Origin of the sequence: Hymenobacter sp. 15J16-1T3B (assembly GCF_020711235.1) — a bacterium.
Classification (GTDB): Bacteria; Bacteroidota; Bacteroidia; order Cytophagales; family Hymenobacteraceae; genus Solirubrum.
In genome coordinates this window covers 37,119-52,693 of sequence record NZ_JAJFAV010000002.1, presented here as the reverse complement: position 1 = coordinate 52,693, position 15,575 = coordinate 37,119, and the positions used below count along the sequence as shown (strand labels likewise).

General features: G+C 65.2%; 13 protein-coding genes. 8 read left to right on the top strand and 5 right to left on the bottom strand.

Features of this window, described 5'->3' with window-relative positions; genetic code table 11:
• Positions 1 to 158 precede the first annotated feature (158 nt).
• The 5 genes from LJ737_RS03480 (at position 159) to LJ737_RS03460 (ending at position 4,874) form a co-directional block, all read left to right on the top strand.
• Positions 159 to 1,874 (top strand): DUF1800 domain-containing protein, encoded by a 1,716-nt coding sequence (locus LJ737_RS03480; RefSeq protein WP_227763002.1) that lies wholly within the window; start codon positions 159 to 161, stop codon positions 1,872 to 1,874.
• 101 nt (positions 1,875 to 1,975) lie between these two features.
• Positions 1,976 to 3,556: a DUF1501 domain-containing protein gene (locus tag LJ737_RS03475; protein WP_227763001.1), complete on the top strand. Its 1,581-nt coding sequence runs from the start codon at positions 1,976 to 1,978 to the stop codon at positions 3,554 to 3,556.
• 173 nt (positions 3,557 to 3,729) lie between these two features.
• Complete coding sequence (locus tag LJ737_RS03470) at positions 3,730 to 4,053, top strand: hypothetical protein (protein ID WP_227763000.1); 324 nt, start codon at positions 3,730 to 3,732, stop codon at positions 4,051 to 4,053.
• A 177-nt stretch (positions 4,054 to 4,230) separates the two neighbouring features.
• Complete coding sequence (locus LJ737_RS03465) at positions 4,231 to 4,428, top strand: hypothetical protein (RefSeq protein WP_227762999.1); 198 nt, start codon at positions 4,231 to 4,233, stop codon at positions 4,426 to 4,428.
• A gap of 227 nt (positions 4,429 to 4,655) precedes the next feature.
• A complete protein-coding gene (locus LJ737_RS03460) occupies positions 4,656 to 4,874 on the top strand; it encodes a hypothetical protein (RefSeq protein ID WP_227762997.1) in 219 nt (72 codons plus the stop codon).
• A 9-nt stretch (positions 4,875 to 4,883) separates the two neighbouring features.
• On the opposite strand, the gene LJ737_RS03455 is transcribed toward LJ737_RS03460, so the two are convergent.
• Together LJ737_RS03455 and LJ737_RS03450 are read right to left on the bottom strand one after the other, a co-directional pair.
• Entirely contained in the window at positions 4,884 to 5,555 is a 672-nt protein-coding gene (locus LJ737_RS03455) for an SOS response-associated peptidase (RefSeq protein ID WP_227762996.1), read from the bottom strand.
• A gap of 92 nt (positions 5,556 to 5,647) precedes the next feature.
• Complete coding sequence (locus LJ737_RS03450) at positions 5,648 to 6,421, bottom strand: alpha/beta fold hydrolase (RefSeq protein ID WP_227762995.1); 774 nt, start codon at positions 6,419 to 6,421, stop codon at positions 5,648 to 5,650.
• A 172-nt stretch (positions 6,422 to 6,593) separates the two neighbouring features.
• Between LJ737_RS03450 and LJ737_RS03445 the strand changes: the two genes are divergently transcribed.
• Positions 6,594 to 7,511, top strand: coding sequence for a DUF5996 family protein (locus tag LJ737_RS03445; protein WP_227762994.1), 918 nt, complete (start codon positions 6,594 to 6,596; stop codon positions 7,509 to 7,511).
• 7 nt (positions 7,512 to 7,518) lie between these two features.
• On the opposite strand, the gene LJ737_RS03440 is transcribed toward LJ737_RS03445, so the two are convergent.
• A complete protein-coding gene (locus tag LJ737_RS03440; RefSeq protein WP_227762993.1) occupies positions 7,519 to 8,454 on the bottom strand; it encodes a hydrogen peroxide-inducible genes activator in 936 nt (311 codons plus the stop codon).
• 102 nt (positions 8,455 to 8,556) lie between these two features.
• Between LJ737_RS03440 and LJ737_RS03435 the strand changes: the two genes are divergently transcribed.
• Both LJ737_RS03435 and LJ737_RS03430 read left to right on the top strand, forming a co-directional pair.
• Positions 8,557 to 10,065, top strand: coding sequence for a catalase (locus LJ737_RS03435; protein WP_227762992.1), 1,509 nt, complete (start codon positions 8,557 to 8,559; stop codon positions 10,063 to 10,065).
• A 216-nt stretch (positions 10,066 to 10,281) separates the two neighbouring features.
• On the top strand, positions 10,282 to 12,333 hold the full coding sequence (locus LJ737_RS03430) for a T9SS type A sorting domain-containing protein (protein ID WP_227762991.1): 2,052 nt from the start codon (positions 10,282 to 10,284) through the stop codon (positions 12,331 to 12,333).
• Between the two features lie 86 nt (positions 12,334 to 12,419).
• On the opposite strand, the gene LJ737_RS03425 is transcribed toward LJ737_RS03430, so the two are convergent.
• Both LJ737_RS03425 and LJ737_RS03420 read right to left on the bottom strand, forming a co-directional pair.
• Positions 12,420 to 13,757, bottom strand: coding sequence for a family 1 glycosylhydrolase (locus LJ737_RS03425; protein WP_227762989.1), 1,338 nt, complete (start codon positions 13,755 to 13,757; stop codon positions 12,420 to 12,422).
• A gap of 57 nt (positions 13,758 to 13,814) precedes the next feature.
• Positions 13,815 to 15,500 (bottom strand): GMC family oxidoreductase, encoded by a 1,686-nt coding sequence (locus LJ737_RS03420; RefSeq protein WP_227762987.1) that lies wholly within the window; start codon positions 15,498 to 15,500, stop codon positions 13,815 to 13,817.
• Positions 15,501 to 15,575 lie beyond the last annotated feature (75 nt).

The following is a 15,575-nucleotide window of genomic DNA, read 5'->3' as shown; positions in this document are numbered from 1 at the left end:
GATATAGGACACAAAGCAACCATCTTAAAATAAAATTAAAATTGCAGTTTATCCGTCATTAAACTTTCACTATTCCTACGCATCTTAGAATCTGTTTTGCCGGCTTTGCCCGCGTTTGACTGGCTTTCAGTCTTCTGACCGACTACCTCATTCTGCCTATGGACCGTAGAGCTTTCCTCCGCAAACCGGCTTCGGCGCTTACGGCCCCGGCGGCCGCCTTGGCTGAGTCGGCGCAGCAGACCAACCCGCCCGCTGAAACCATCAGCCCGTACGCCAACAAAACGCTGCCCACGCTCCCGCGCACCAACGCTGGCCTGACGGCCTACACCGGCGCCTGGGGCGCGGCCCAGGCGGCACACCTGCTGCGCCGCTGCCTGTTTGGGCCCACCCGGGCGCAGATTGCGGCCGCCGCCGGCTCCACGCTGACCGCGGTGCTCAACGGCCTGCTGACGGCCCCCGCGGCGCCGGCGCCGCCGCTCAACGTGTCGGCCACGGATACCAGCGTGCCCATCGGGCAGACCTGGGTGACGCAGGCCTTCGACCAGAACTTCGAGGGCGTGCGGCGCTCCTCGCTGCGGGCGTGGTGGCTGGGCCAGCTGCTGGCCGACGGCACCCTGCAGGGCAAGATGTGGCTGTTCTGGCACAACCACTTCGTCATCGAGCTGGCCGACATCAACGACGCGCGCTACGGCTACCACTACGCCGAGCTGCTGCGCGGGCAGGCCCTGGGCAACGCGAAGCAGCTGTGCAAGGACGTGACCGTGGCCCCGGCCATGCTGCGCTACCTCAACGGCAACCAGAGCACGGCCACTGCGCCTAACGAAAACTACGGCCGCGAGCTGCTGGAGCTGTTTACGGTGGGCAAGGGCCCGCTCATCAGCCCCGGCAACTACACCAACTACACGGAGGCCGACGTGCAAGCTGCCGCCCGGGTGCTCACCGGCTGGCGCGACAACGCCACCACCATTGCCGGCTACTACACCGCCTCGCGCCACGACACCACGGTCAAGCAGTTCAGCGGCGCGTTTCAGAACCAGGCCATTCCGAACGGCGGCGACCAGGAATACAAGACGCTGGTGGACATGATTTTCGGACAGGCCGAAACCGCCCGCTTCCTCGTGCGCAAGCTCTACCGCTGGTTTGTCTACTACGTCATCGACGCGACGACCGAGCAGAACATCATCCAGCCGCTGGCCACCCAGCTGCAGCAAAACGGCTTCAACGTCGGGCCGGTGCTGCGCACGCTGCTGGCCTCCGAGCACTTTTTCGACGTGGTGAACGTGGGCTGCTACATCAAAAGCCCGCTCGATTTCAGCTTGGGGCTGCTGCGCCAGCTGGAAGTGGCCCAGCCGACTTCCGCCAACGTCGCGCAGCAGTACTCGGTCTGGGACTACTTCAACTCGCTGACCAACCTGCAGCAGCAGTACTTGGGCGACCCGCCCAACGTGGCCGGCTGGCCTGCCTACTGGCAGACGCCGCAGTTCAACGAGTTGTGGATCAACGCCGTGACGCTGCCGCGCCGTAACCAGGTATCCGACGCGCTGCTGACCACCACGGGCGTCACGCGCTCGGGCTTCCTGCTCATCATCGACCCCGTGGCCTGGGTACAGAGCCTGCCCGCCGCCACCGCCCAAGACCCGAACCTGCTCATCCAGGCCTTCGTCGACGTGCTGATGCCCTTCGCGCTGACCGCCACGCAACTGGCCTTCCTCAACGACGCGCTGCTGCCCGGCCTGCCCGACTTCGAGTGGACCGACGAGTGGAATCAGTACCTGGCCGCGCCCACCAACGTGGCCAAGAAAAACGCCGTGGCCACCAAGCTGCGCGCCCTGCTCAAAACCATGCTCAGCCAGGCCGAATACCAGCTTTCTTAACCAAAGGTGAAGTGGTGAAGGGTGAAGTTGTGAATGGACAGCCAACCGTCACGCAGCCTCGCTCTTCACAAGTTCACAAATTCAAAACTTCACCCTTGCTCATGAAACGCAGAGAATTTATCCAGACCGCGGCGGCCGGGGCGGTGCTGCCGGTGCTGCTCAACGGCTTTCCGGTGGCGGCCTACGGCCAGGACAACGCCCTGCTGGCCGCGCTGGTCAACGCTACCACGCAGACCGACCGCGTGCTGGTGCTCGTGCAGCTCAACGGCGGCAACGACGGGCTGAACATGGTCATTCCGCTCGACCAGTACAGCGGGCTGATGACGGCCCGGCCCGACATTGCCATTCCGCAGGCCCAGGTGCTCACCTTGACCGCCCAAACCGGCATTCACCCGGCCATGACGGGCATCAAAAGCCTCTACGATTCGGGCAAAATCGGGGTGGTGCAGAGCGTGGGCTACCCCACGCCCAACTTCTCGCACTTCCGCGCCACCGACATCTGGACCTCGGCCTCCGACTCCAACGTGACCTGGACCACCGGCTGGGCCGGCCGCTACCTCGACGGCGAGTACCCCGGCTTCCCGACCGGCTACCCCAGCACCCAGAACCCCGATCCGCTGGCCATCACCGTTGGCTCGGTGGTGAGCAACTGCGTGCAGGGCCCCACCGTGAACATGGGCATGGCCATTGCCAGCACCAGCTCGTTTTATCAGCTGCTCACCGGCACCGTCGACACCGCCCCGAACACGCCGGCGGGCCACGAGCTGACCTTTATCCGGCAGGTGGTGCAGCAAACGCAGGTGTACACCTCGGCCATTCAGCGGGCGGCCCGGGCGGCCAGCAACCTCTCGCCCATGTGGCCCACGGCCGGCCAAAACACCCTGGCCGACCAGCTTAAAATCGTGGCCCAGCTGATTGCCGGCGGACTGCAGACGCGCATCTACTGCGTCAACCTCGGCGGCTTCGACACGCACGCGCTGCAGGTGCCGGCCACCGGCAGCACCACCACCGGCACCCACGCCACGCTGCTGGGCAAGGTGTCGCAGGCGGTGGAGGCGTTTCAGGACGATTTGCGCCGCCTCGGCGTGCAGGACCGCGTGGTGGGCATGACGTTTTCGGAGTTTGGGCGGCGCATCAAGGCCAACTCCGGCAAGGGCACCGACCACGGCGCGGCGGCCCCGCTGCTGGTGTTCGGCACCAGCGTCAACCCGCGCATCCACGGCCAAAACGTGCAGGTGCCCCTCAATGCGGGCGTCAACGACAACGTGCCCATGCAGTACGACTTCCGCTCGGTGTACGCCTCCATTTTGCAGGACTGGTTTGCGGTGCCCGCCGCCACGCTCACCACGCTCTTCGGCCGGGCCTTCCCCTACGTGCCGGTGCTGCGCGCCGGCGTGGCCACCGGCACCGCCGCCGCCGCCGACCTGAACGTGCCCAACTTCAGCGTGTACCCCAACCCCGTGCGCGAGCGGGCCACCATAGCCTTCGACGCCGAGGGCGGCCACGTGCAGGTGCTGCTGTTCGACAGCACCGGCCGCGAGGTGCGCCGCCTGGTCGACCGCGTGCTGCCCCGCGGCCCGCAGCAACTCCCGCTCGACGCCACGACGCTAGCCGCGGGTACCTACTACTGCCACGCGCAGGAAGGCCCGCGCCTGAGCGCCAGGCTGGTGGTGGTGGAGTAAGGGCTCGGCCAGTCACGTTACCGCGGCAACCTCAACCGTTACCATCAAAACTTGAAAAACTCCCCGCTCGGGCGTAGCCCTGGCGGGGAGTTTTGCGTAATGCCCAAACACGCCCGCCGGCCCTCGCCCACGGGCGTTTGTTCCGACCCCCTAACTACCTCATTCGTTCCGTCATGGACAACCAGATCCAAAAACAGCTGGAAGACATTCTCCCGGAGGACATTGCGCGCACCTTCGAAAGCGCCTACCACGTGATTAAGGGCGACAACGAGCACGTTGAAGACCTGCTCCGCCACGGCGGCGCCCTGCTGCGCAAGGCCAGCCAGCGCCTGACGCCCACCCAGCTGGTGCTCGGCATTGCCGTGTTGGCGGCCGGCGCCGTGCTCGTGCTGACCAAGTATTCTGATCAGATTCAGGACGCCATCGAAGACTTTACCGACGGCGACGACCAAGAGCCCGCCAAGCAAGCCAAACCGGCTGGGCAGGCCGGCCAATAGCTTACCCTGCATAGCCCAGCATCCAACGCAGTCTGTTTCTACCTGAGGCAGGCTGCGTTTTGCTGAGCGTTATATTTTATAACTATTACAATTATTTATTGCATAATGTATATCCATACATTACTATTGCCACGCAACTCTCACGTTCCTTTTCCACCACCACAACCACTTACTCCTATGCGTAAGCAGATTTACTATGCCCTGGCCGCGCTCATCTTTGGCAGCGCGGCCGCGCCCGAGGCCAGCTACGCCGAATCCCTGGTTCCGGCCACCTCAACCGCCACCGTGCTCCACTCAGCCGACGCCAGCCACGGCAGCGACGTGAGCAAACGCAAGAAGCGGAAGAAGCGCCGGGCCGGGCGACGCCGGCGCTAACCTCGCATCTTTTGGGCGACTCGGCGGCAAGTGCACATGGGCTAATGACTTGGTTGATACACCACTAGCCTGTACCCTCAACTGCCCGATGAGCCCGCGGCAGCAACATCCTCAAACGGGTTCACATCTTCATGTGAGGCCGTTTTTTTTGGGCGGTGCGGAAGGTGGCGTAGAATTGCATCGTCAAACGATTCTAGGATTTCTCCACTTCTTCTTGCCCCACCGCTATGAAAACGCTTTGCTTTTCCCTGCTGCTTGCCGTGCTAGCCAGCGCCCCCTTCGACGCCGCTTTCGCCGGCACGCCCGTGGCCTCCGAAACCACTTCACTCACCACGGCCGACCACGACGCGTTCGGCGGCGGGTATAAGTTCAAGCGCAAAAAGCGGAAGAAGAACCGTGGCAGCATGCGTCGCAAGCGCCACGGCCTGTTCGGCTTGGGCCGCTAACTGTCCACACTAGGCCGCGGCGGGCTGCAGCACCGCCGGGTCGTTGTGGGCCGGCGAGTTGACCAGGGTGGTTACCGCGTACTCCTTCAGCAGGCCGTCGGGCAGCGGGCGCAGCAGCGCCTGGTGTTCGGCGGCCGTTGTGCTGTTATCGAGCCAGGCCAGCTCGGCGGCGCGGTCGGGCAGGATGACGGGCATGCGGTTGTGCAGCCGGGCCATCAGGGCATTGGGCTCGGTGGTGATGATGGTGTAAGTGGGCACCACTTCGCCGGTTTCGCGGTCGGTCCACTCGTCCCAGAGGCCGGCAAAGGCAAAAGGCCGCTCGTCCGCGCGCAGAATGCGGTGCGGAATTTTGCCGCGTTGCGTCTGCTGCCACTCGTAGAAGCTGTCGGCCAAGACTAGGCAGCGGCGGCGTTGCAGGAGTTGCCGGAAAGAAGGCTTTTCGGGCAGGGTTTCGGCCCGGGCGTTGATGGGCTTGGGCGCCTGCTTCACGTCTTTCACCCAGCCCGGAATCAGCCCCCACTGCACCGCCTGGATATCGTGCGGGGCGAGGTTGGTGATGATGGGCATGCGCTGGGACGGCGCCACGTTGTAGCTCGGCCCGAAAGAAGCGTCGGTAAGCGCGGCGTCGAACTGCTGCTCAAGCGCCGGCCCGGGAGTGATGATGGTGTAACGACCGCACATGGCGTAGGAGTGGTTTGGAAGTGGGAGGAAGACGAGCCGGGCCCCAACCCGGCCGTGCTAAACTAAAACAACTAGCATCGCCGCTAAGTGCATTAGTCAGTCGTTTTTTGGCTTTGCGCGGTGGCTGCTAGCTCGCCCATAAACTGCCGCAGCCCGCTGGCCACTTCGCCGGGAGCTTCTAGGGGCAGCAGGTGCCCCGCCCCCTCGATCAGGTGAAACGTGGTGGCCTCGGGCAAGCAGGGCAGCAACTCGCGCTGGTGCACTTGCGGCGGCAACACGGGGTCGGCGGTGCCGGCTATCAGAAAGACGGGCACCCGCACGCGGGGCATCAGGGCGCAGATGTCTTCCTTGCTGCCCTGCAGCAGCCAAGCGTCCCAGGCGGCTTTGCTGGTGCGCAGGTTGTCGGCAATGACTTGCTGGCGCAGGGCGTCGGGCAGGGGGCGGGCGGTGATGTGCTCGAAGGTAGCCTCGGCCGCGGCCGGGTCGCCGTAGCTGCGCAGGCTGGCTAGCCGGTCGGCTTCGCGCATGGGCTCGGGCGTGGGCGGCGAGGGCGTGAGCAGGGCCAGGCCGCGCAGGCCGGGCGGCTGGCGGGCGGCCACGTCCAGCGCAATCTTGCCGCCCATGCTGTGCCCCACCAGCACGTACTCCGTAAGCTGCTGCTGGCCGATGAGGGCTTCGACCTCGCTGGCGTAGGCTTCTACCGAGTAGCCGCGGGCCGGGGGCGGCGCGTCGCCGAAGCCGCCCAGGTCGGGCGTGAGGCAGGGGTAATCCGCCTCCAGGGCCTCGACTACGCCCGACCACTCGCGGCCCGAACCGGCCCAATAATGCAGAAAAACCAGGGTAACAGGCGCAGCGGCAGCAGACATAAGCGAAACGGAACAGCAGGAGCTAGTTGCTTACGTGAAAGCGGGGCCGGGGTGCGGTCCCGATTCGTGGGCCTGAGCGCCCGCTTCCGCAGCGGCTTGATTTCCATTGGAAGTGCGGCGCAGAAGCCGCGCAATTCTGCCTATCATTAGCCTTGCCAACTGCCACACCGCTATGCCTACGTCGCCCGCTCTTGCCCCCTGGCCCGCCCTGCCGGCCGATTCCTGGACCGCCACGCGCCAAACCCTGCACATGTGGACGCAGATTGTGGGCAAGACGCGGCTGGCGCTGTCGCCGATGCTGAACCACTGGTGGCAGGTGCCGTTGTACGTGACGCCCCGCGGCCTCTCCACCGGCTCGATGCCCTACGCCGGCGGGGCCTGCGAAATCGTGTTCGACTTTCATCACCACGAGCTGCAGCTTTACACCAGCGACGGAGAAGTGCGGCGCATGGCCCTGGCGCCGCGCTCCGTGGCTGATTTCTACCACGAATACCGCGGCCTGCTGCGCGCGGCGGACGTGGCGGCAGCCATCTGGCCGGTGCCCGTGGAAGTGGAAGACGCCACGCCCTTTCCGCAGGACCAGCACCACCGTAGCTACGACGCCGGGGCCGTACAACGCTTCTGGCAAGTGCTGCTGCGCGCTGATCAGCTGCTGGCCGAATTTCGGGGCCACTTCACCGGCAAGGCCAGCCCCGTGCACTTCTTCTGGGGCTCCTTCGACCTGGCCGTGACGCGCTTTTCGGGTCGCCCGGCGCCCCCACACCCCGGCGGCGTGCCCAACCTGGCCGACTGGGTGACGCGCGAAGCCTACTCGGCCGAGGTGAGCAGCGCGGGCTGGTGGCCCGGCGGCAACGGGCAAGAGGCCGCATTCTATAGCTACGCCTACCCCACCCCGCCGGGCTTCGCCACTGCCCCGGTGCGGCCGGCCGCAGCCAGCTTCAACGAGCAGCTGGGCGAATTTGTGCTGCCCTACGAAGCCGTCCGCACCGCTGCCGAGCCGCAACAACTGGTGCGCGAGTTTTTGCAGAGCACCTACGAAGCGGCCGCCAACCTCGCCCATTGGGACCGGCGCACCTTGGAGCGGCACTGAGGCAACCTTACTTCCAGCGGATCTTTTGCCCCGCGCCCCGAGCGTGCAGCCGCGCGGGCGTGCGCTGCAGAATGGTGTCGCGCAGCAGCGTGAGCAAGGGCCGGCGCACGAAGCTGTGGTGCACCACCAAGCTGACCTCGCGCACCGGCTCGGGCGCTTCGAAGCGCTTGATCATCGCGTTGTGGCCCAGCTCGTCGAGCACCGCCAATTCGGGCACCAGGGTGTAGCCGTGGTTTTGGCGCACCAGCTGCTTGAGCGTTTCGATGGAGCCGCTTTCGTAGGTAAACGGGCGGGCGGCGCTGGCCGCGGCGGGCGTGCAGATGTTGAGCACTTGGTGGCGGAAGCAGTGGCCCTGCTGCAGCAGCCACATATTGTCGTGGGCCTGCAGATCCTGGGGGCGAATGGTGGCCTGCGCGTGCAGCGGATGGTCTTCGGCCACGTAGCCCAGGAAAGGCTCTTCCAGCACCGGAATTTCCTGCAGGGCGCGGTCGTCGAGCGGGGTGACGAGCAAGCCCACATCGAGCTGGTTGGTTTTCAGGCGCTGCACGATGTGCTCGGTTTGCAGCTCCTCCACCTGCACGCGCAGCTGCGGGTGCTGCTGCACCAGCTCCAGCAAAAACAGCGGCACCAGGTAAGGCGCCAGCGTCGGGATGATGCCCAGGCGCAGCTCGCCCACCAGCTCGCCTTTTTCCAGCTGCACCGTTTCGCGCAGCTGCTTCACCGAACGCAACACTTCGCGCGCGTGCTGCACCACCTTGGCACCCACGGCCGTGGGCTCGATGCCGCTTTTGGTACGGTGAAACAGCAAAATACCCAGCTCGTCCTCCAGCTTCTGCACCTGCATGCTGAGCGTGGGCTGGGTGACGAAGCACTTCTCAGCAGCCAGCACAAACTGCCGGTGCGTGTCGAGGGCCACCAAGTATTCAAGCTGTTGCAGCGTCATATAGTTTATTTTAATACTTGAATCAAAATTATCGATTTTATTGATGATACGTAAGGTGGCACCTTTGCAGCACCTCAACAACAGAATCAACTGCTGTCACAGATGTCCGAAAATCCGAATTCCAACCGCCTGACCACCGCCGCCGGCCGCCCAATCTGGGACAACCAAAACTCGCAAACCGCCGGCCCGCGCGGTCCGGTGCTGCTGCAGGATTACCTGCTGCACGAAAAGCTGGCCCATTTCAACCGGGAGCGGATTCCGGAGCGCGTGGTGCACGCCAAGGGCTCGGGCGCGTACGGCACCTTCACCGTCACGCACGACCTAACGCAGTTTAGCCGCGCTAAAGTGTTTTCGGCCGTTGGCAAGCAGACGCGGGTGTTTCTGCGTTTCAGCACGGTGGGCGGCGAGAAAGGCTCGGCCGACACGGAGCGCGACCCGCGCGGCTTCGCGGTGAAGTTCTACACCGAGGACGGCAACTGGGATTTGGTGGGCAACAACACGCCGGTGTTTTTTGTGAAGGACCCGGTGAAGTTTCCCGACTTCATCCACACCCAAAAGCGCGACCCGCAAACCAACTGCAAGTCGGCCACGGCCATGTGGGACTTCTGGAGCCTGAACCCGGAGTCCTTGCACCAGGTGCTGATTCTGATGTCGGACCGCGGCACGCCCTACGGCTACCGCCACATGCACGGGTTCGGCTCGCACACGTTCTCCTTTATCAACAAGGACAACGAGCGGTTCTACGTCAAGTTCCACTTCATCACCGAGCAGGGCATCAAGAACTTCGCGGCCGACGAAGCCACCGAAATGAAGGGCCTGGACCCGGACTTCGCCCAGCGCGACCTGTTCGAGGCCATAGCGCAGGGCGACTTCCCGCGCTGGACGCTGAAGGTGCAGATTATGCCCGAAGCCGACGCAGCGACGTACCGGCTTAACCCCTTCGACTTGACGAAGGTGTGGCCCCACGCCGATTACCCGCTGCAGGAGCTGGGCGTGCTGGAGCTAAACGAAAATCCCACGAACTACCACGCCCACGTGGAGCAGGCCGCCTTCGCCCCGGCCCACGTGGTCGACGGCATCGGCTACTCGCCCGACAAGATGCTGCAGGGCCGCCTGCTGGGCTACCCCGACGCGCAGCGCTACCGCCTGGGCACCAACTACGAGCACCTGCCCGTGAACCGCTGCCCCTTTGGCTTCGCCAACTACCAGCGCGACGGGCAAATGGCCCTGGGCGACAACGGCGGCAGCGGCCCGAACTACTTCCCGAACTCCTTCGACGGCCCGCAGGAGGACCCGACGGTGGGCGAGCCGGCCGAGGAGCTGCACGGCCTAGCCGACCGCTACGACCGCAACGCTCCCGGCGAAAACGACCATTATTCGCAGCCCGGCGCGCTGTTTCGGCTGATGACGCCCGACGCCCAGCGCAGCACCATCACCAATATTGTGGGGGCCATGAGCGGCGTGAGCGGCCCCAAGCGCAACGAAATTCTGCAGCGCCAGCTCTGCCACTGGTTCCGCGCCGACATCGGTCTGGGCATGGCCATTGCCCAAGGGCTGGGCTTAGACATCAACGTGCCCGCACACCACGCCCCGGCCGCAGCCGCTCTTTAAGGGCCTGCAGACGGCAATCCAACCGCTTTCCGCGCCAGAGCCGGCTCCGCAAGGAGCCGGCTTTTTTGGTAAGCAGGCAACGCCCCGCCCTGCCGTGCTGTCAATGGGATAAGCAGCAAGCATTCTGCGAGCAATGCAAATGGGTAACAAAACCTTGCTACCTTGGGCCTAGGTTTCCCCACTTGCTTGCTTATTCTTCCACTCCAACTTTTTCACATGCATCAACACGATTACTCCTCAGTTTCCGGGCGGTCGAAAAAAGCCTGGGCGCGGCTGAGCGCCTTGGCGGCGGCCGTGCTGCTGGCTCCGGCCGCTTGGGCCCAAGCCCCGGCCAACGACGATTGCACCGGTGCCGTGTCGCTGACCCCGGCTGCTACGTGCGTAACTACCACGGGCACCATCACCGGCGCCACCCAAAGCCAGGCGCCGATTGCCTGCGCCGGCTTTACCTCCGGTTCGGCCAAGGACGTGTGGTACAAGTTCGTTGCCACGGGCACGGCGCACGCCGTGACGTTTAACAGCACCTTCGACGGCGTGCTGGAAGGCTTCAGCGGCGCCTGCAGCTCGCTAGCCAGCATGGGCTGCGCCGACGCTACCGTGGGCGGTACCGAAACCCTGAACATGACCGGCCTGACGGTGGGCAGCACCTACTACGTGCGCTACTACCCCTACGCCGCCGCCACGACCGTGGTAACCGGCGCGCTGACGGCTTGTGTAACGTCGGTGGCCGCTGCCCCGGCCAACGACAACCCCTCGGGCGCCATCACGCTGCCCATCACGGCGACTTGCACGCCGGTGAACGGCACCAACGCCGGCGCCACCACCACCACGCCTTCGGGCTACACCAACCCGGGCACTTCCTGCGGCATTGCCGTCAACCCCAAGGACGTGTGGTACAAAGTGACCACCGCCGCCTCGGGCGCGGGCAGCACCTCGCTGCGTCTGACGGTGACGGGCAACCCTGCCGGTTACCTGCGCCTGTTCTCGGCCACCAGCGCCACCGGTCCGTTCACGGAAATCACCTGCTCGGCCGGTGCTACCAACAACACGGTTGCGGCTCCGCTGACGGCCAGCGGCCTGACGCCGAACACCACCTACTACATTTCGGTAGCCGGCTACGGCTCGGCCGACACGCAGGGGGCCTTCACCATCTGCGCCACGACCATCCCGGATAACGACGCCGAGGTACAGATCATCTACGCGCTGGGCAAGGCCCCGGCCGGCAGCGCCCAGACCGTACAGGCCGTGGTGCGCAACGTGGGCGGCCAAACCATTACGGGCCTGCCCGTAACGCTGGCCGTTTCGGGTGGCACGACCTTCAGCAACTCGCAGCTGATCGGCTCGCTGGCGCCCGGCGCCTCGAGCACGGTAACCTTCACCGGCTTCACGGTGCCCGCCACCGCTACCGGCACCAACACCCTGACGGTGTCGCTGCTGGCCGATGACAACACCGCCAACAACTCGCAGGTGTTCACGCAGAACGTGACTACCAACACGTTCAGCTACGTGAACACCGCTACGGTTATCGGCGCCAACAACAGCGTGGGCTTCGGCCCGACGGCTACGGCCGCCTTCGTAGTGCGCTACAACACGAGCGTAGCCCGCTCGATCACCTCGGTGGTGGCCAACATCGGCGACCCGGGCTCGGTCGGCAACACGGTGTACGGCGTAGTAGTTAGCTCCACCGGCACGCTGCTCGGCCGCTCGGCCAACTACGTGGTGACGGCCGCTGACGTAAACCAGCGCCACACCTTCACCCTGAACGCTCCGGTGGCCGTGGCTGCTGGCGACTTCTTGGTGGGCCTGGTGCAGACGCCGGCTGTTGACGGCTCTACGCAGTACTTCCCGATGAGCTACGTGCCCCAGACGCCCACGCGCACCGGCACCTTCTACACCATCAGCCCCTTCTCGGCTACCGCCGGCGGCACCCTCGCCGACGCTGCTTCGCAGGGCTTCGGCATCTTCGTGGTGGAAGCCAATGCTGACGTGACCACCGGCACCTCGGCCGCGCTGAACCGCGCCGTGAACCTGTACCCGAACCCGAGCACCAACGGCGAAGTAACGCTGAGCGTGCAGGGCGCCAAGGCCCAGGCTGGCCTGGAAGTACAGATCCTCAACACGCTGGGTCAGACGGTGTACACCAATGCTCAGCTGCGCGACAACTTCGAGAACAAGCTGAACCTCTCGCACCTCGCGGCCGGCGTGTACACGCTGAAAGTGAAAATGGGCAACGACTACACGATTCGTCAACTGTCGCTGACCAAGTAAGTGGCCGGGCCTCGCCCCCCACAAAAAAGCCTGCTTCCATTGCGGAAGCAGGCTTTTTTTATGCTCGTCGCGCGCCGGGGGACGGCTCACACGTCCACTTTCAGCGAAGCCGGACGGGGCGAAATTTCGAACAGTTCGCCGTGGGGCACCATGGTAATCTGCCCGAACTCGCGGATCATCATTTTGTAGCTGTCCCCGACGGGGCGGATGCGGCGGTCGAGGTCGTAGAGGCCGCAGGGGTTCACGGCGAGGCGCTTTTCGGCCAGGCTGATGTCCCAGTCGAGCTGATCGAGCAAGCTGTACCAGGTGAAGCCGACGACGGGCACGCCGTCTTGCCGGATGCGCATCACGTTCACCCACTGCTTCCAAAGCCAGCACTCGGCGTCCTTGGCGTTAAACGAATTGGTTTCGGTGTGAAACACGGGCTTGCGGTACCGCTCGTAGTACTGCTTGGTCATGGTGTACCAGCCGAGCACGTCCTCGGCCGAGCACCAGTTGCCGTCGGGCTTGATGATGCGCTCATTGCGGCCGTAGTAGTCGTTGCCCATGATCTGGTAGCCGGGCGGCTCGCCGGCCATAAACCACTCCAGCTCCGGCCGGGTCAGGCCGTTGTCGAGGCAGTAGAGCAGCACCTCCGCGTCGATGGTGTGGGCGTAGAGCAAATCCAGCGAGAGGAAGCGCAGTTTGTTGGTGAGTCGGATGTCGGCGCTCTGCACGGCGCGCATCTCGTGGATGTACTCGGCCGACTCGCTCTGCACGATAACGCAGTCGGGCCGGTATTTGGCAATCTGCTGAGTGCCCATGATGCTGGCGGCCGTCACGTGCTTGATGGCCGTGATGAAGGCGCGGTCGTCCTTGAGTTGCTCGTTCCAGATGCCGTCTTTGGCGGAAGCGCGGGCCGTCACGTAGATTTCGTTGACGGGCGTGTAGAAGCGCACCCAGGGGTAGCGCCGCGCTACTGCCCCGCAGTACTCGGCGAAGTGCACCGGCAGCTCGGGGTTCTGGAAATTGCCCACCCAATCAGGCACGCCGAAGTGCATCAGATCCAGAATCGGCGTGATGCCCAGGCGCTGGATTTCGGCCAGGGCCCGGTCGGCAAACTCCCAGTCGTAGCGGCCGGGGCCCTTGTGAATCTTGTAGTAGGGCAGGTTGTAGCGCAGCACTTTCAGGCCCAGCTCGCGCACCAGGCCCAGGTCTTCTTGGTACCGCTCGTAGTGGTCGGTTTCGGCCAGCAGGTCGCGGCGGGTCTGGCCGTGGTCGATGGTGGGGTAGGAGCACTCGATGCCGGTGGCAAACATGAAGTTGCTGGGCGAGCCAGTGGGCAGGCCGCTGCCGTCGTGGCCGGCGGCGCCGCCGTACTCGTCGCCGGCGTAGTGGCCGTCGCCGAACTTGGCTTTGATGTGGGAAAGAAAGTCCTTGGGCATGTGGTGTGGTGGTGTGGCGGCAGGGGCACGGAAGCTTGCGGCAGCAGCCCGGCCGGCCTACGAGTCGCGGCGTTGCTGTTGTTCGAGGAACCGGTCGGCGGTGCGCAGGCTCAGGGCCATGATGGTCAGGGCCGGATTGACGCTCAGCGCACTGGGAAATACGGAGTTGTCGCAGATGTAGAGGTTGGGCACGTCGAAGCAGCGGCCGTCGGCATCGACCACCGCGTCGTCGCCCGAGCGGCCCATGCGGCAGGTGCCGATGACGTGGGCCGAGCGCGGGAACGTCCAGATGTCGCGGGCGCCGGCGGCTTCCCAGATCCGGCGCATCGTGCGCTCGGCGTGGGCGTTCATGCGCTGCTCGTTTTCCTGGTTGGTGAAGTACACGCGCGGCTTGGGCAGCCCGCGCGAATCCTTTTCGTCCGACAGCTCCAGGTAGTTGTCCGCGTGGGGCAGACAGTCGCCGAGGATGTTGATGCCGGCCACGTGGTTGTACTGCTGCAGGTACTCGCGCAGCCCGGCGCCCCACAACCCGCGGCCCCGGGCCACTTGGCTGGCGAAGGTCACCGGCATCACGCCGATGCTCTGCAGCAAGTAGCCGCCGGCAAAGTCCGCGTCCCGGGGCCGGTGCGTGTCCTCTGAAATCAGCCCGCCGGGAATTCCCTTGTAGGGGCGCACCATTTCATCGAAGGTGCCCCAGAGCTGCAGGCCGGGGTGCGCCATGAGGTTGCGCCCCACGTGCCCGCTGCTCAGGGCCAGCTTGTTGAGCAAGAGCAGGCGCGGCGTCTCGACGGCGCCGGCGCAGAGAAACAGGGTGCGGCACCGCTGGCGCCGCGTCTGGCCGTGCTGCTGGTACACCACGCCCGTCACCCGGCCCTGCGCGTCGCGCTCGATTTCCGTCACGAAGCAGTCGGCGCGCACCTCGGCGCCGTGGGCCTCGGCCAGCGGGATGAAGGTGACGTCCATGCTGGCCTTGGCGCCGTTGGAGCAGCCGGCCTGGCAGAAACCGCGGTTGGTGCAAGCCTCGCGCCAGCCGATACCCTCCTGGTAGTAACGCGCCGACACGGCTGCATTAGCGGCAGGAGACGTGCGGATGCCCAGCTTCTCGCAGGCCCGCTGCATGAGCTGGGCGGCGCCGTTGAGCGGCAGCGGCGGCAAGGGGTAGCCACGCTGGCGCGCCGGTCCCCAGGGGTAGGGCGAAGGCCCCGAAATGCCCAGCAGCCACTCCAGCTCGTCGTAGTAGGGCGCCAAGTCGTCGTAGCCGAGGGGCCAGTCTTGCCCCACCCCGAATTCGGTGCGCAGGCGCAGGTCGTCGGGCTGCACGCGGGGCGTGTAGGCGGTGTAGTGCAGGGTGCTGCCGCCCACGCCGGTGCCGGAGTTGTTGTTGCCGAAGGAAAGCGGGTCCTTGCCGGCGGAGAGCCGCTCGTCGTTCCAGAACAGAAACGCCTGGGCTTGCTCGTCGGTGGCGAAGTCGCGGCGCGGCGCGTGGCGCGGGCCGGCTTCCAGGGCTACCACCTTCAGGCCGGCCATGGCCAGCCGGGCCAGCAGCGGCGCCCCGCCCGCCCCGGTGCCGATGACGACGCAGTCGACCTCGTCGCCGGGCTCGGGCAGCGGCGCGGGCTGAGGCTGCGGGGTATCGGCCGCGGCGGGCTCGTCTTTCAGGAGCTTGCGCAGCAGCGGGTCCTGTATGTCGGGCTGAACGGGGCTGACGACGCCTTCTTCCAGCAATTCTTCTTCGTCGGGCATTTTGGTGTGGTCGGTGAACTAGTGAGGTAGTGAAACGGTGAACCAGTGAGCGGCAGATGGCGAAACAGCGCGACC

Bases quoted from the DNA above. Each gene is read 5' to 3' on its own strand.
- LJ737_RS03425 (WP_227762989.1), bottom strand. From the start codon at position 13,757: ATGCCCAAGGACTTTCTTTCCCACATCAAAGCCAAGTTCGGCGACGGC.
- LJ737_RS03430 (WP_227762991.1), top strand. From the start codon at position 10,282: ATGCATCAACACGATTACTCCTCAGTTTCCGGGCGGTCGAAAAAAGCC.
- LJ737_RS03475 (WP_227763001.1), top strand. From the start codon at position 1,976: ATGAAACGCAGAGAATTTATCCAGACCGCGGCGGCCGGGGCGGTGCTG.
- LJ737_RS03445 (WP_227762994.1), top strand. From the start codon at position 6,594: ATGCCTACGTCGCCCGCTCTTGCCCCCTGGCCCGCCCTGCCGGCCGAT.
- LJ737_RS03465 (WP_227762999.1), top strand. From the start codon at position 4,231: ATGCGTAAGCAGATTTACTATGCCCTGGCCGCGCTCATCTTTGGCAGC.
- LJ737_RS03455 (WP_227762996.1), bottom strand. From the start codon at position 5,555: ATGTGCGGTCGTTACACCATCATCACTCCCGGGCCGGCGCTTGAGCAG.
- LJ737_RS03480 (WP_227763002.1), top strand. From the start codon at position 159: ATGGACCGTAGAGCTTTCCTCCGCAAACCGGCTTCGGCGCTTACGGCC.
- LJ737_RS03450 (WP_227762995.1), bottom strand. From the start codon at position 6,421: ATGTCTGCTGCCGCTGCGCCTGTTACCCTGGTTTTTCTGCATTATTGG.
- LJ737_RS03470 (WP_227763000.1), top strand. From the start codon at position 3,730: ATGGACAACCAGATCCAAAAACAGCTGGAAGACATTCTCCCGGAGGAC.
- LJ737_RS03460 (WP_227762997.1), top strand. From the start codon at position 4,656: ATGAAAACGCTTTGCTTTTCCCTGCTGCTTGCCGTGCTAGCCAGCGCC.
- LJ737_RS03440 (WP_227762993.1), bottom strand. From the start codon at position 8,454: ATGACGCTGCAACAGCTTGAATACTTGGTGGCCCTCGACACGCACCGG.
- LJ737_RS03435 (WP_227762992.1), top strand. From the start codon at position 8,557: ATGTCCGAAAATCCGAATTCCAACCGCCTGACCACCGCCGCCGGCCGC.
- LJ737_RS03420 (WP_227762987.1), bottom strand. From the start codon at position 15,500: ATGCCCGACGAAGAAGAATTGCTGGAAGAAGGCGTCGTCAGCCCCGTT.